The sequence below is a fragment of the Amazonocrinis nigriterrae CENA67 genome (genome assembly GCF_016056305.1).
Taxonomy (GTDB): domain Bacteria; phylum Cyanobacteriota; class Cyanobacteriia; order Cyanobacteriales; family Nostocaceae; genus Amazonocrinis; species Amazonocrinis nigriterrae.
This window is the reverse complement of sequence record NZ_JAECZC010000001.1, coordinates 308,644-321,247: the sequence shown is the minus strand read 5'-3', so window position 1 is coordinate 321,247 and position 12,604 is coordinate 308,644. Positions and strand designations below refer to the sequence as shown.

Below are 12,604 nucleotides of genomic sequence, written 5' to 3'. Positions count from 1 at the left end.
AAACACTTTTCCACAAATTCAAAAAAATTTTCCGAAACCCCTTGACACTTTTTGTAGTATTTATGTAGTATAAATGTAGTGAAGCGAAAGACAAAGCTTCCAAGGGTTAAAACTCATGTTCCACATACAAGCAGCCCCAAAACGTTGGGATAAACTAAATTCTCCAAAAAACAAAGCAGATTCTACTTGCAAAACATCTCAAGTAGAGCCAGTAGACAACAAAAGTTCTCAGTTTGCCAAAGCAAAAACAACCGAATACATCAGTAATACACAACAGGTTTATTACTTAGAGCGTCGGTTATTTGGCTAATAGTTTCTAACAGTTAAAAGTAATTTTTCTGAACCTTGAAAACTGAATAAGGAATGGGCAAGTTCACCAACAATCTGTGCCTATAAGCCTAAAAAATAGTCACAGATACCAAACATGGGGGTATAGCTCAAATGGTTAGAGCGATCGCCTGTCGAGCGATAGGTTGCGAGTTCAAGTCTCGTTACTCCCGTGTAGCCTTGTGGACGACTAGACAAGTCGCTGTGCCTCTCAAGCACAGAGAAGCGGGTGCAACTCCCGTCGAGGCTCCCAAATGGCTGAGTAGCCAAGTGGTTGAAGGCGTCGGTCTGCAAAACCGACATCGTGAGTACCCTTCGGGAAGCCGCTTCGCGTCTACGATTCTCACCTCAGCCTTTGGTGATTATTGCAGCGTAGCTTAACTAGCAAAGCGCCAGGTTCATACCCTGGTGTATGCGGGTGCAAATCCCGCCGCTGCCACCAATGCAGGGATGGTGTAACGGCAATACCTCGTGACTCCAAATCCGATGTTCTAGGTTCAAATCCTAGTCTCTGCGTTAATGCCCCTGTGGACGAATGGTTAAGTCATTGCTCTTTCAAAGCAAAGATGCGAGTTCAATTCTCGTCAGGGGAATTATCTGGGTCGATGGCCGAGTCTGGTTGAAGGCGACAGTCTGTAAAACTGTTCTATTTTGCACGCAGGTTCAAATCCTGCTCGACCCACTGTGGAGGGATGGCTGAGTGGCTTAAGGCACTCCCCTGCTAAGGGAGAGCGGTTAACGACCGTCGAGGGTTCAAATCCCTCTCTCTCCGCCTTAATTGAGAGCGTGGTGTAACTGGATAACATCTCAGTCTACGAAACTGAAGACGTGAGGGTTCAAATCCCTCCGCTCTCGTTACATGGGAGAGATGATGGAGTGGCTGATTCAAACGGAACTAATCAGTCCACAGGCTAAGATCCATCTCTCCTCTTTATCCCCCGGTAGCTCAGTTGGTAGTTAGCGCCTGTCTGAAGAACAGGAGGTTGTCGGTTCAATTCCGACCTGGGGGGCTGTTGTTGCCCCGTAGCTCAATGGCAGAGCAAGCGGCTGTTAACCGCAAGGTTGCTGGTTCAAATCCAGTCAGGGGTATTGGTGACACGCGGGGATGAAGCAAGAGTGGCTTGGAGGTCTCATAAGCCTCATATCGGCAGGTGCAACTCCTGCCCCCGTCACCAAAATTCATGCTGGTGTAGCTCAATTGGCAGAGGAGGACACCGCCGTGCGGGGGTTCCCCCCCGTTGAGGCGAGTGTCCGTCAACTGACTTGTAATCAGTAGGTTGCAGGTTCAATTCCTGTCACTAGCTCCAGATGCGGATATGGTGTAGCGGCAGCATGTGAGTCTTCCAAACTCTTGGCACGAGTTCGATGCTCGTTATCCGCTTTAAAACTTGCGGGTGTGATGTAATTGGTAGCATCTGAGTGCGCCATACTCAGTGCGTGGGTTCAAGTCCCTCCACTCGCTTATACCATTTTGGATTTTAGATTTTGGATTTTAGATTGTGAATCGTCTTGTGTGTCCTGGTACGCGCAAATCAATATGTCGCAATCATTTTTCAAATTGGTATTACGTAGTCCTGTAGCTCAACGGTAGAGCAATTGTCCTACAAGCAATCAATTGCAGGTTCAAATCCTGCCAGGACTACTAAATATTGGGAGTGTAGCTCAATGGAACAGAGCATCGAGCTTCTACCTCGAAGGTTGTAGGTTCAAGTCCTACCACTCTCGCCTGTGGGTCTGTAGCTTAATCGGTAAAGCGTCTAACTGGCTGTTAGAAAGTTGTCGGTACCCTGCGGGAAGCCGCTTTGCGTCTACAATTCCGACCAGTATCCACCAAATATGGGGTCATAGCTCAGTTGGCTAGAGCGCCTGTCTTGCACACAGGAGGTCATGGGTTCAAATCCCATTGATTCCACTGATGGTGTCTGAAGCCAAAGTGGTCGAGGCGCTGGTTTGTGGAACCAGTCATAGCGGGTTCGAGTCCCGTCAGGCACCCCTAAATGGAAGATGCTACTGAATGGACGGCAACCAAGCTTGAAACTTGGATTACAGGTAACTGTAGGGGTTCGATTCCTCCATCTTCCTCTGTCTACAATCTTTTCCACCTGAAGCCGAAAAGTGAGGCGCTGTGCTGATAACACAGATATAGGAGGGGCAGTACCTCCCTGGTGGATTTAATTTGTCTACTAAGCTGTGGTTGGACGTTAATTTTTGAGGGGATATAGCTCAGTTGGTTAGAGCAGGTGACTCTTAATCTCAAGGTCGTAGGTTCAAGTCCTACTATCCCCATTTTTGCGGGTGGTTGACATAGCGGCTGTGTAGCGGGCTTTTAATCCGTACTAGATAGGTTCGACTCCTATACCACCCATTATTCTTTTATTAAGGGATTTAGTGGGATGTGTAGACGCGAAGTTGAATGTTAAGACAACAGGAGAGTAGGGGAAAAAGATTGATACTTTTTCTCTAAAATCAACAATATGCAATAGAACTTATACGGTTTCTTTGTGAAGCTGCTTATGAATTACCCACCTAATAATATTGATTGAAAAAATTTCAGGAATGTAGGGTGGGCTTTGCCAACAAAAACTTAAATATGGTAGATTTTACTCACTATAAATGTATTTCAATAATTTAATAGTAACTATTATAATATTTATAACTTATATTGATTGAGGCGAAGCATTAAAGGATATTGAGAAATTTCATCCTACGAGTATTTCTAAGTAAAACTGAGAAATCAAATACTTAAATAGTAATAAACTACAGTCGCTCTACCTATAGATTGATATTATTATAACTTAAGATATAAATAATTTCATTCTACAGATTGATGCGAGTACTCGACTATCACAGCTAAAAATAGAGATAGGTGAAATTTGGCTGAAGAATAAATTTGTATGCCAGGTGTATTAGGTAGTTTTTAAATACCTAATGACAAAGCAAGTAAAGTAAAAATGCAAAGTTCAATTCTTCACTATCTATTTCATTGTTAAAGGACTTCCATCTGCTAGAAGTAGAGCTTGATAATTTGATTACACAAATTTTCATGTAGCTCAAAGTATCTGCTTCTATTTTTGACTACAAGTCCTGTATTTTTGAGGCTGTTATTGAGGATTACAAATGAAAAATTTTACTGTTGTTTTATCTAGCTTACGTCCAGTGCGTTTCTTAATTGTGGCTTTTACTTGTGCTTTGTTATTCTTGTCTAATGTAGTTCCGGCTTTTGCAATAACTAGCACTCAAAGCGACCCTGAAAAGGCTACTACACAACTTCTTGAAACTCAACGCGAAACTGACAAAGTTGCTAAAGAGCCACCACCAGGACTAGAAGAGGTTCAAAGGAAGTCAAATGAAGGATTGAATGAAGTCCAAGGCGCTGCTGATATTGAGAAACAGAAGCGTCCTGAAAATTCACAAGGGGCAACCTCTGTTAGAGATGAGGTGGAGAATTTTTTAGGAAAAGTGACAGGTAATAAGTAAGCAGTCAGTAGATTACTAAAACTAGTTTTTGTTATAAAATAAGCATCTTGATTACTTGGAGTTTTCAAGATGCTTATTATTTATTATTGAATACATAATAACTCATAGCAAAATTTTAAGTTATCTGTACCTGTTATCTATTATCAGGTATAAATAAATATAAACCTAAGTAGTAATTAATTGAGCTTACATAATATTTCCTATGGTTGATGTTTATTATGGCTGATTTTTGGGAAGTTATTAAAGAAGTTCGCTTAGGGATGGAAAGTAATGCGTGCGATAAACATTGGTTTGACAGAAGAACAGCGTCAAGGTGTAATTGATCTGTTAAATCAAGATTTAGCAGATTCTTATGTAGTGTTAGTAAAAACTAAAAAGTACCACTGGGATGTGGTTGGACCTCAGTTCCGCAGTCTGCACCAACTTTGGGAAGAACACTACGAAAAATTAACTGTGAATATTGATGCCTTAGCGGAGCGGGTTCGTGCTTTGGGTGGCTATCCAGTCGGGACAATGGAAGGATTTCTGAAGATTGCTACCATTAAAGAACATGCTGGTGATGTTCCCAGTGCAACGGGGATGGTAGCTAATCTTGTGGAAGATCACGAGCAGATTGTTCGCAATTTAAGAGAGCATATCGATCGCTCTAGTGAGCAGTTCCATGATGAAGGAACAGCTGACTTTTTGACTGGACTGATGGAAGAACACGAAGAAATAGCTTGGATGCTGCGCTCATTTATTGAAGGACAGCCAGTAGAACCAAATGGTGCAAAGCCAGCAGCAGAAGCTAAAACCCCTGTAGGCGTGTAGCCAATAAGCAATATAAATCCAGTTCATAACATCTGATTTGAGTAAGGCAGTCTGTGGAAAGGATTAATACTAGCCACATCTGCCTTCTGACATGTCCATGATAAAAGCAATATTTAAGGAGTAGGCAAGTGCCAGAAACTTATCAAGCAGAACGTACAATCTCGGCTGTATTTAAAGAACAGAAGCAGATTGATGATGTGATTCGACGTTTACTTGACAGAGGTGTGCCTAGAGATCATATTTCGGTTCTGGGTAGAAATTTCCAGTCGGAAACTCGAATTTCTGGCTTTATTACTAAGAAAGATATAATTCTTGGAGGTTTGCGAACAGGAGCAATTTTTGGCTCTTTGTTTGGTTCGTTTCTCAGCTTACTTACAGGTGTTGGCGTACTGTTTATTCCCTTTGTGGGGCCAATTGTGGCAGCAGGGCCAATCAGTGCTTTGCTATTAGGTGCTGCTAGTGGGGCGATCGCAGGTAGTGCAGGTGCAGGTTTAGTGTCAGTTCTGACTGCTTGGGGATTACCAGAAGATAAAGCCGCTATTTATCAAACTCGCTTACAAGCTGGTGAGTTTCTATTAATGGCAGAAGTTCCAAGCGATCGCGCTGGCGAATTCCAATTGCTACTCGAAAGTGCTGGTGGCGAAGAAATTAACACTGTTGAGAAAACATTTACTCACCCTTGTCTTGGCCCTTGCAACAGTGCGGAAGATTTATCTCCTGAAGTTCGTTCTCATCTTTCCCCAGATGCTCAGCGTACATTTATTGAACGCTATAATGCTGTTTTAAGTGAGACAAGTGATGAGTTTAATGCTGAACAAGCTGCTTGGGAAGCTGTTCACAAAAACTTTGATGAAGATGAAAATGGGGTTTGGTCAAAGGCTAAGGTTGGTGTTTAATTTGGTGTAAATAGGTTGGTAATAATTTTTTAGGGGCGCAACACCTTGCGCCCCTTATAGTTAGTGTTTTATGTGATTTTTAAAAAAGAATTCATTTTAACTAACCGCAGAGGCGCAGAGAACGCAGAGAGAAACAAGAGAGATTTTCACGCACGAATGTTTTAGCATTACTATAACAATAGTACTTTAGTTGTGAACAATACTCTTTTCAACGAACCGCAAAGGACGCTAAGGACGCGAAGAAGGAGAAGAAGAGAGGAAGAAGACTTTTACAAATGATTTCGCGTTGCTATATATAAGTTAATTACGAATTACGAATTACGAATTACGAATTATTAGGGTGATTTGTAGCTGGAAACGCGCAGTGTTAATTGACCTTGGCGTGGATTTTTACTAAATATAAATGCTCCTTCTTCTTTTTCTCCACGAGATAAAAAGTCAATTTGTTGTTCTCCTGTTTCTACGACTTTGCTGTCAATCTGTAATTCAGCGATAATCTGAACTGATTCAGCTGTTTCTCCTCCAGTATTAACGATTTCAAAGGGTACATAAAATTGTCCATCAATTTCTCTAACTGTTTGTTTGTTACTAACAGAAAGGATGGGGGGTTGATTTTCGTCGTCTAGCCAAGTGTACACTACTAAGCCAATAATTACTGCTAGGATAAGTGAGGCAATGCTGAATGTCATCCATTCAGCTGAAGAACGTTGTGGTTTTTGTTCTGTTTGGGTCATATTGCTAATCTACCAGCTGCACCACCAATTGTTGCAGGTAAACCTAGCACTAAGGTATGGTCTAACCACATTGTCCAAGGGTCATCGAAACTTATTTTTTGAAAGAACCAAAGCATAAAAGCGCCTGCTAGTAGGGACAACAAGTAAGACATAATAGTTTCACTTGATGGTCTTTGAAAAATTCCCTGTTGCTGTCTGCGTTTTTGTTGGTCTGAAAAGCCTGCCTGAAATACAATGCCATAAGATATTACTAAAGATGCAGCGATCATTGCTAAAAGCCAAGGTGGTGAAACTGCGGCTGCAAGCATGGGAATTTCATCAGTTGGAGCAATATTAAATGCTATTACAGTAGCACCAATTAAGGTTGCACCCATATCAGAAAGGGTGGCTTGCAAGCCACCCTGTTTGTAGTTGTTGACTTTGTTTGTCTGTGCTTGAGTATTGGTGTTATTAGTATCACCTAACAACTGGTTAGATAATGCTACACCAAGAGTAAAAGGTACACTTTCAAAGATAATTTTACCTAAACCTTCTTTGAGAGATGTTTCTAATGTGAGTTCTCGCAATAATAATAGTACTAAGGTAGAACAAGCTAGTCCGATCGCTATTGCTTCTACGGTATCTATTAGTGTTTCGTAAATTCGCAAGTTACGTTTGCGTTTGCGAAATCCTTCTGTCTGGTTGAGTAAGAAAACCGCAGCAAACATTAATGCGATCGCCATGAGCATTTGTTGTGGTTTTACAAGTGACCCAATCCACCAAACTTCCATTGTGTATAGCAATGGGATACCAAATAAAAAACCACCACAAGCGCCCCTTATTATATCATTTATCTCTGTTGTCCAGACATTTTTCTTTCGCTTTATGACCACTCTGATTTTTTCCCTGTGAATCAAATTTACTTGAGGGTAAGTTTATATAGAAACAAGATATAGGAATCCGATTTGATTCCTGAAAACATTTGCGTAGGAAGGGAACGGGGAACAGGGAACGGGGAACAGTAAGAAGGAATAAAAGTGTACTGAGTTTTGTTCAGAACTCAAATATGAGTCCTATATTCAAATATCGTATCATTTTAGCCTGCATCTATCTGAAGATATGAGATGCTTAAAAAAGATCTCTCCAATGAAAGAGCAAAAAATTATATATTACTGTTATTTTATTTACTAGTTGATAGTTACAATAATTTAAATAAAAAGCTATGAGTATCGAAAAAAGAGTAGAAGCAACAGCGAAAAATATCGAAGGTAAGCTACAAGAGGCAATTGGTGAAGTTACTGGCAATCCAGCTGACAAGGTTGAAGGACAAGCCAAGCAAGATGAGTCTCAAGTTATTCACACTACAGAAAACATCAAAGATGAAATCAAGGATGTTCTCAAATAAGTTATCTTGTTGATTTAACTGATATCTTGCACCAGTTGCAAAAACTGCCTAGGAATGAATTCCTAGGCTTTTAGCTAAAGTTATCTAAAGACGACTAGTTAAGAGTTTGAGTTCAGTTAAGCGGAATAATTATAATTAATTTATTACATTTAATAAAAAAGGTTAGTTATCAAAAATTTGATCTAACCATGCATTTATTGATATTTAACTAATAACTCCTACGACCAGTAATTAAGCCCCACAGAAAAATTGCAATCATTGCACCAATAATAGCAATAATTAAACCAGGAATACTGAGAGTTGCTGCGGTTAGTTGTAATCTTCCTGTGTCTAAAAGCGTGGCTATAGTTCCTCCAATTATAGCACCGATGATACCTAGAATCATGGTTGCAATAATTCCACCACCCTGATGACCAGGGTAAATAGCTTTAGCTATAGCTCCGGCTATTAAACCAAGAATTATCCAAGCTATAATGTTCATAATTTAATTTATCAAAAGACTTAATAGAAAGGTTATAAATTACAATACTTATTTACTTCTACCGAAAGAAATAAGTATTAAATATAAATAAAATTGAATAAAAATATACGTTTTCAGTAGAATAATCGCAAAATAGACCTTAGCATTGTGATTTCACAATAATGCATAGGAATACTTGTTGTGGCTAGCATTCATTTTCGTATGGTGTTTGTGTCGGTGGGGTGATGTTTTGAATTGCAGATTTTTGAGAAAATACTCAAAAAATTAATCTACTTTTCATGACTTACTTAGCTTTACCAGCAACCATACAAAGTATTTTAGATAGATACAGCGAGCCAGATTCTATTTTGACTGCAATCCTGCCAGCACTGGGAGAAGTATTGCAATGCGATCGCTGTTTTCTTTACCTGAGAAATCCTCAAACTAAGTTTGGTAAAATTCCTTACTGCTGGCGGAGAAATCAAGAAATTCCCAATATGATTACTTCCAAATGGGAATTAGAACCACCATCATTACCCGAAGAAGACCCTTTATTTGCTGCGGCACTGCGGACTGACCCTTCTATTTATATTGAAGATGTGGAAACCGCTAACCCAGAAGTTGTTAATAAAGACTTTGAGCGTCGAACTTTTGGACATCGAGCGCTAATTCACGCGCATTTATTCCAAAACGGTGAATTATGGGGTATTTTGCAACCTTGTGTCTTTGGTCAAAAGCGAGTTTGGTCAGAATTTGACCATGCTATTATTACTCAACTTGAAAGTCAGCTGACACCCTTAGTAGTTAGTTACGTTAAAGCTGAGAACAAGTGAGGGTAGGGAGTAGGGAATGGGGAGTAGTGAGTAGGGAATCTACTATTACTAAGGGACTTGCAAATAAAAAAATATCCCACTACTCATAGTCAACAGTCATCAATAAACAAAACCGTCTTGAATTATAGCGGTTTTCACTTCGTTGCAATACAGTCGGAACCCCACCCCGCATTTGCTTTTTGCAAACGCTCCCCTCCCCGTGAACGGCTATCCATTACCCGGATCTTTCTCAACATTTGTGAGAGTATTCACTCACGTTTTTTCTAACCCTTATTAGTTCGTCGTTAATTCTCAATAAAAACGCAGTTTTAGCGAGAATAATAAGCGCGAATTTGTCAAGTATGTCTAATCCCTCAGTTGATAGGATGGTTATAAAACAAGGGTTTCAAGATTGTAAAGAAAGATGTGACTAATGGATAGCCGTGAACGGGGAGGGGCTGGGGGTGGGGTTGAAGCGTACCTCATCCAACTGAGAATCGCTATATGTTCGCTGAAAACTTTAACCGTACATGATATCAAAAGGTTGTTTGGTTTTATACTCCATCGAAAGCGGGGGGATAAGCGACTATTCCCTGATAAGCTGCTTGATATTGTTGGAGTGGTTTAATCATAAAAGCTTCTTCTGGTACTGAAAAAGGCGGCTTGATACCGTATAGCACCGATCGCTTAAAACCAAATCGAGTGTAGAAGCCGGGATGTCCCAGCACGATCGCTCTTTGGTTCTTGCATTGTATCAGCGATCGCAACTCCAGCTTCAACTAGCTGCCTACCAATACCCTGTCTTTGAAACAGGGGATGCACTGCTAATGGTGCTAAGGCCAAAACAGGCAATTTTTCCTCACCCACCAAATCGACATAACTGAAAAGAATATGACCGACGACTTCACCATCAACCTCGGCGACTAAGGAAAGTGCAGGAATAAAGCGATCGCTTTGACGAATACGTTCGACTAAATGCGCTTCATTTTCTTGCCCAAATGCTAGTTGATTCACTTTCGCGATCGCATCTGTATCTAAAATGGTTTCAGGACGAATTTTTAGGTGGAGTGGCTGAGGTTGCATAATTATTCTCCTTGAGCAAATAATTTACCTACCTGTGCCAAATCAACATTACCACCGCTGATAATTACACCAATTTTTGCATTTGGTCGTGTGACAACACCTTCTAGTAAAGCAGCAGCCGCCAATACTCCGGTAGGTTCAACAACAATTTTCAGCCTTGACCATAAGAAAAACATCGTGCGAACAATGGCTGAATCAGATACTGTTACCATATCATCGACGTAATGCAGCACTAGGGGGAAAGTAATTTTTCCCAGGCTAGGAGTACGAGCGCCATCAGCAATAGTATTAGGATTGTTAACAGTTTGCAGAGTTTTGCTGTGAAAGGAACGAGTCGCATCATCGCCTAGTTCTGGTTCTACGCCAATAACTTGACAATCGGGTAAAAGTGCTTTGGTCGCAATAGCACAACCGGAAATTAATCCGCCACCGCCACAACAGACTAATAATAAGTCGAGTTGACCAACTTCTTGAATTAGTTCTAAAGCAGCTGTACCTTGTCCGGCGATGATATGAGGATGATCGTAAGGGGGAATGAGTGTCAAACCGCGATCGCTTGCTAAAGTTTGCGCTAATTTCTCGCGGTTGCTTTCTTCTCGATTGTACAGAATGATTTCTGCACCATAACTTTGAGTTGCTGCTTGCTTCACCGCAGGAGCATCATTAGGCATGACAATAGTTGTGGGAATATTCAGCAGTTTCCCAGCTAAAGCGATCGCTTGTCCATGATTTCCCGAAGAAAAGGTGATTACACCCCGTTGTTTTTCGCTACTGGTTAGCTGTGCTAATGCGTTGTATGCGCCTCGAAATTTAAAAGCGCCTGTGCGTTGAAAATTTTCGCACTTAAAAAAGACTTGACTATTGGTGCGATCGTTTACAATTCTAGAAGTTAGCACGGGTGTGTGATGAGCAACACCAAAAAGACATTTTTGTGCTGCTTGCACATCATTGATAGTGACCGAGTTAGGCTGTGGCATCGACGGCAGTATTAAAGCTAGTTACTCTTTATTTTCAGATGAAAGAGAATTTATGCCAATTACCCACAGATTCATATGCAATCGCTTGAACTGTATCTTGAACTTGACCAAATTTTATAACCTTATTTAAGGATTATGTGTTTGAGATGGTAAATAGAGGCGCTGATATACTAAATTAAATCAGTTTATTTTCAGGAATTTGTAGAATCGTGACAAGTCTGTCAAACATCTCCAATATTGTGCATGAAGTAGAAAGTGATGGTTTAGGAGAGATTGACGACCTTGATAAGCAATTACACAATCGCTTTCAAAACAAGTTCGTAGTTCAGCCTTCGCTTACCCGACTTTTAGTTAGTTTTCAAGCTAACAAAACTAGACCAATTTATCGGTGGTACAAGTACAAGGAAGCCTTTTCTGCCTCTCTAGTCGAACTTTTGTTTCAGAAATATAAAGTTACTCGAGGCAAGATTTTTGACCCTTTCGCAGGCAGTGGAACTGCTTTATTTGCTGCTAGTCAGGTTGGAATTGATGCTGATGGTATTGAATTGTTACCCATAGGTCAACAGATAATCAATACTAAAAAAATTTTAGATATTGAATTTACCTCTGATGATTTTAAAAGGTTAAAAACCTGGTTACAGTTGCAGCCTTGGAAACAGTTTGATAACAAAATTGAACTGCCAGAGTTAAAAATTACTAAAGGAGCTTACCCCCAAGCAACTAAAACTGCAATTGAACAATATCTTGAAGCTTGTCGTCAAGAAAATACCAGAGTTCATGCAGTTTTGAAATTTGCTTTGCTTTGTGTTTTAGAATCTGTCAGTTACACACGTAAAGATGGACAGTATCTCCGTTGGGATTATCGTTCTGGTCGTGGACAGGGAAAGAAGCCTTTTAATAAAGGTGAGATTCTAGAGTTCGATAAAGCTATTACTAACAAAATTAACGAAATTCTTGATGATTTAAAACCTTCTACACAACAGATTGAGCTTTTTTCAACTTTCAACAATCAAGGTCACATCTATCTTTGTGAAGGTTCTTCTCTTGAAGTCATGCCACAGTTATCTGATGGTTCATACGATGCAATTATCACATCACCGCCCTATTGTAATCGATATGACTATACTCGCACCTACGCACTAGAACTAGCTTTACTTGGTATTTCTGAAACAGAATTAATTAATCTTCGACAGAAGATGCTCAGTTGTACGGTTGAAAATCGCCCTAAAGATTTATTAGCTATAAATTCAGACTGGAATAAAGCCTTGGCAATTGCTGATTCGCAAAATCTATTACAAGCTATATTAAAATTTCTAGAAAATCAGAACTCACAAGGTTTATTGAACAATAAAGGTATCCCAAGAATGGTAAAGGGCTATTTCTATGAAATGGCTTGCATCATACAAGAATGCTTTCGTGTTTTGAAACCTGGAGCATTTATGTTTATGGTAAATGACAATGTGCGCTACGCAGGTGCAAGCATTTCAGTAGATATGATTCTCTCTGACTTTGCTGAACAATTAGGTTTTACTGTTGAAAATATTCTTCTTCTACCAAGCGATAAAGGCAATAGTAGTCAACAAATGGGTCATCATGGGCGCGAACCTTTGCGTAAGTGCGTTTATGTATGGAAAAAGTAATAAT

Annotated in this window: 13 protein-coding genes and 21 tRNA genes; 28 read left to right on the top strand and 6 right to left on the bottom strand. The window is 40.2% G+C overall.

The features are described 5' to 3' along the window. The first annotated feature begins 115 nt into the window (after positions 1 to 115). From I8748_RS01445 to I8748_RS01325, 25 genes are all read left to right on the top strand, one after another. Positions 116 to 310 (top strand): hypothetical protein, encoded by a 195-nt coding sequence (locus I8748_RS01445; RefSeq protein ID WP_198122888.1) that lies wholly within the window; start codon positions 116 to 118, stop codon positions 308 to 310. 116 nt (positions 311 to 426) lie between these two features. After that, positions 427 to 500 (top strand) — tRNA-Asp (locus I8748_RS01440). Between the two features lie 83 nt (positions 501 to 583). After that, positions 584 to 682 (top strand) — tRNA-Cys (locus I8748_RS01435). A gap of 11 nt (positions 683 to 693) precedes the next feature. Next, a tRNA-Met gene (locus tag I8748_RS01430) sits at positions 694 to 769 on the top strand. 2 nt (positions 770 to 771) lie between these two features. Next, positions 772 to 843, top strand: a tRNA-Trp gene (locus I8748_RS01425). 6 nt (positions 844 to 849) lie between these two features. Beyond that, positions 850 to 920 (top strand) — tRNA-Glu (locus I8748_RS01420). A 6-nt stretch (positions 921 to 926) separates the two neighbouring features. Next, positions 927 to 1,009: transfer RNA gene (locus tag I8748_RS01415), tRNA-Tyr, on the top strand. A 4-nt stretch (positions 1,010 to 1,013) separates the two neighbouring features. Beyond that, a tRNA-Ser gene (locus I8748_RS01410) sits at positions 1,014 to 1,099 on the top strand. A gap of 8 nt (positions 1,100 to 1,107) precedes the next feature. Then, a tRNA-Arg gene (locus I8748_RS01405) sits at positions 1,108 to 1,182 on the top strand. Between the two features lie 80 nt (positions 1,183 to 1,262). Continuing rightward, positions 1,263 to 1,337, top strand: a tRNA-Phe gene (locus I8748_RS01400). A gap of 8 nt (positions 1,338 to 1,345) precedes the next feature. Continuing rightward, positions 1,346 to 1,416 (top strand) — tRNA-Asn (locus I8748_RS01395). A 10-nt stretch (positions 1,417 to 1,426) separates the two neighbouring features. Continuing rightward, a tRNA-Met gene (locus I8748_RS01390) sits at positions 1,427 to 1,502 on the top strand. 8 nt (positions 1,503 to 1,510) lie between these two features. Next, positions 1,511 to 1,634 (top strand) — tRNA-Thr (locus I8748_RS01385). Between the two features lie 3 nt (positions 1,635 to 1,637). Beyond that, positions 1,638 to 1,708: transfer RNA gene (locus I8748_RS01380), tRNA-Gly, on the top strand. 9 nt (positions 1,709 to 1,717) lie between these two features. Then, positions 1,718 to 1,789: transfer RNA gene (locus I8748_RS01375), tRNA-Gly, on the top strand. Between the two features lie 108 nt (positions 1,790 to 1,897). After that, positions 1,898 to 1,969: transfer RNA gene (locus I8748_RS01370), tRNA-Val, on the top strand. A gap of 9 nt (positions 1,970 to 1,978) precedes the next feature. After that, positions 1,979 to 2,052, top strand: a tRNA-Arg gene (locus I8748_RS01365). A gap of 5 nt (positions 2,053 to 2,057) precedes the next feature. Continuing rightward, a tRNA-Ala gene (locus I8748_RS01360) sits at positions 2,058 to 2,160 on the top strand. Between the two features lie 5 nt (positions 2,161 to 2,165). After that, positions 2,166 to 2,239: transfer RNA gene (locus I8748_RS01355), tRNA-Ala, on the top strand. Between the two features lie 6 nt (positions 2,240 to 2,245). After that, positions 2,246 to 2,319, top strand: a tRNA-His gene (locus tag I8748_RS01350). A gap of 220 nt (positions 2,320 to 2,539) precedes the next feature. Next, positions 2,540 to 2,613 (top strand) — tRNA-Lys (locus I8748_RS01345). Positions 2,614 to 2,620: 7 nt separating this feature from the next. Further along, a tRNA-Lys gene (locus tag I8748_RS01340) sits at positions 2,621 to 2,692 on the top strand. Between the two features lie 752 nt (positions 2,693 to 3,444). After that, positions 3,445 to 3,804: a hypothetical protein gene (locus I8748_RS01335; protein WP_198122887.1), complete on the top strand. Its 360-nt coding sequence runs from the start codon at positions 3,445 to 3,447 to the stop codon at positions 3,802 to 3,804. A 270-nt stretch (positions 3,805 to 4,074) separates the two neighbouring features. After that, a complete protein-coding gene (locus I8748_RS01330; RefSeq protein WP_198122886.1) occupies positions 4,075 to 4,614 on the top strand; it encodes a Dps family protein in 540 nt (179 codons plus the stop codon). A 128-nt stretch (positions 4,615 to 4,742) separates the two neighbouring features. Continuing rightward, the gene (locus I8748_RS01325) at positions 4,743 to 5,510 is read left to right on the top strand and encodes a ChaB family protein (protein ID WP_198122885.1); all 768 of its coding nucleotides are present in this window, start codon (positions 4,743 to 4,745) and stop codon (positions 5,508 to 5,510) included. 335 nt (positions 5,511 to 5,845) lie between these two features. Here the strand turns inward: I8748_RS01325 and I8748_RS01320 are convergent, their stop codons facing one another. After that, positions 5,846 to 6,244 (bottom strand): TIGR02588 family protein, encoded by a 399-nt coding sequence (locus I8748_RS01320; protein ID WP_198122884.1) that lies wholly within the window; start codon positions 6,242 to 6,244, stop codon positions 5,846 to 5,848. Beyond that, positions 6,241 to 7,116, bottom strand: coding sequence for a TIGR02587 family membrane protein (locus tag I8748_RS01315; RefSeq protein ID WP_404800254.1), 876 nt, complete (start codon positions 7,114 to 7,116; stop codon positions 6,241 to 6,243). Before I8748_RS01315 ends, I8748_RS01320 begins: the two co-directional genes overlap by 4 nt. Positions 7,117 to 7,445: 329 nt before the next feature. Here I8748_RS01315 and I8748_RS01310 point away from each other — a divergent pair, with 329 nt between their 5' ends. Further along, positions 7,446 to 7,628 (top strand): CsbD family protein, encoded by a 183-nt coding sequence (locus tag I8748_RS01310; protein ID WP_198122883.1) that lies wholly within the window; start codon positions 7,446 to 7,448, stop codon positions 7,626 to 7,628. Between the two features lie 208 nt (positions 7,629 to 7,836). On the opposite strand, the gene I8748_RS01305 is transcribed toward I8748_RS01310, so the two are convergent. After that, positions 7,837 to 8,109, bottom strand: coding sequence for a GlsB/YeaQ/YmgE family stress response membrane protein (locus tag I8748_RS01305; RefSeq protein WP_198122882.1), 273 nt, complete (start codon positions 8,107 to 8,109; stop codon positions 7,837 to 7,839). Positions 8,110 to 8,387: 278 nt separating this feature from the next. Between I8748_RS01305 and I8748_RS01300 the strand changes: the two genes are divergently transcribed. Further along, the gene (locus I8748_RS01300; RefSeq protein WP_198122881.1) at positions 8,388 to 8,921 is read left to right on the top strand and encodes a GAF domain-containing protein; all 534 of its coding nucleotides are present in this window, start codon (positions 8,388 to 8,390) and stop codon (positions 8,919 to 8,921) included. Between the two features lie 533 nt (positions 8,922 to 9,454). Here I8748_RS01300 and I8748_RS35975 read toward each other — a convergent pair. Genes I8748_RS35975 through I8748_RS01290 form a run of 3 tightly spaced genes read right to left on the bottom strand, consistent with a single transcriptional unit; the run spans position 9,455 to position 10,960 of the window. Continuing rightward, complete coding sequence (locus I8748_RS35975) at positions 9,455 to 9,628, bottom strand: hypothetical protein (protein ID WP_318781177.1); 174 nt, start codon at positions 9,626 to 9,628, stop codon at positions 9,455 to 9,457. After that, on the bottom strand, positions 9,588 to 9,983 hold the full coding sequence (locus I8748_RS01295; protein ID WP_318781176.1) for a GNAT family N-acetyltransferase: 396 nt from the start codon (positions 9,981 to 9,983) through the stop codon (positions 9,588 to 9,590). The genes I8748_RS35975 and I8748_RS01295 overlap by 41 nt, the downstream gene beginning before the upstream one ends. A gap of 2 nt (positions 9,984 to 9,985) precedes the next feature. Beyond that, on the bottom strand, positions 9,986 to 10,960 hold the full coding sequence (locus tag I8748_RS01290; RefSeq protein ID WP_198122880.1) for a threo-3-hydroxy-L-aspartate ammonia-lyase: 975 nt from the start codon (positions 10,958 to 10,960) through the stop codon (positions 9,986 to 9,988). Between the two features lie 209 nt (positions 10,961 to 11,169). Between I8748_RS01290 and I8748_RS01285 the strand changes: the two genes are divergently transcribed. Further along, complete coding sequence (locus I8748_RS01285; RefSeq protein ID WP_198122879.1) at positions 11,170 to 12,600, top strand: site-specific DNA-methyltransferase; 1,431 nt, start codon at positions 11,170 to 11,172, stop codon at positions 12,598 to 12,600. The last annotated feature ends 4 nt before the right edge of the window (positions 12,601 to 12,604 follow it).

What these genes read in the sequence shown, in the direction of transcription:
- I8748_RS01320 (WP_198122884.1), bottom strand. Translation starts at nt 6,244, where the DNA reads ATGACCCAAACAGAACAAAAACCACAACGTTCTTCAGCTGAATGGATG.
- I8748_RS01305 (WP_198122882.1), bottom strand. Translation starts at nt 8,109, where the DNA reads ATGAACATTATAGCTTGGATAATTCTTGGTTTAATAGCCGGAGCTATA.
- I8748_RS01330 (WP_198122886.1), top strand. Translation starts at nt 4,075, where the DNA reads ATGCGTGCGATAAACATTGGTTTGACAGAAGAACAGCGTCAAGGTGTA.
- I8748_RS01335 (WP_198122887.1), top strand. Translation starts at nt 3,445, where the DNA reads ATGAAAAATTTTACTGTTGTTTTATCTAGCTTACGTCCAGTGCGTTTC.
- I8748_RS01300 (WP_198122881.1), top strand. Translation starts at nt 8,388, where the DNA reads ATGACTTACTTAGCTTTACCAGCAACCATACAAAGTATTTTAGATAGA.
- I8748_RS01310 (WP_198122883.1), top strand. Translation starts at nt 7,446, where the DNA reads ATGAGTATCGAAAAAAGAGTAGAAGCAACAGCGAAAAATATCGAAGGT.
- I8748_RS01290 (WP_198122880.1), bottom strand. Translation starts at nt 10,960, where the DNA reads ATGCCACAGCCTAACTCGGTCACTATCAATGATGTGCAAGCAGCACAA.
- I8748_RS01445 (WP_198122888.1), top strand. Translation starts at nt 116, where the DNA reads ATGTTCCACATACAAGCAGCCCCAAAACGTTGGGATAAACTAAATTCT.
- I8748_RS01295 (WP_318781176.1), bottom strand. Translation starts at nt 9,983, where the DNA reads ATGCAACCTCAGCCACTCCACCTAAAAATTCGTCCTGAAACCATTTTA.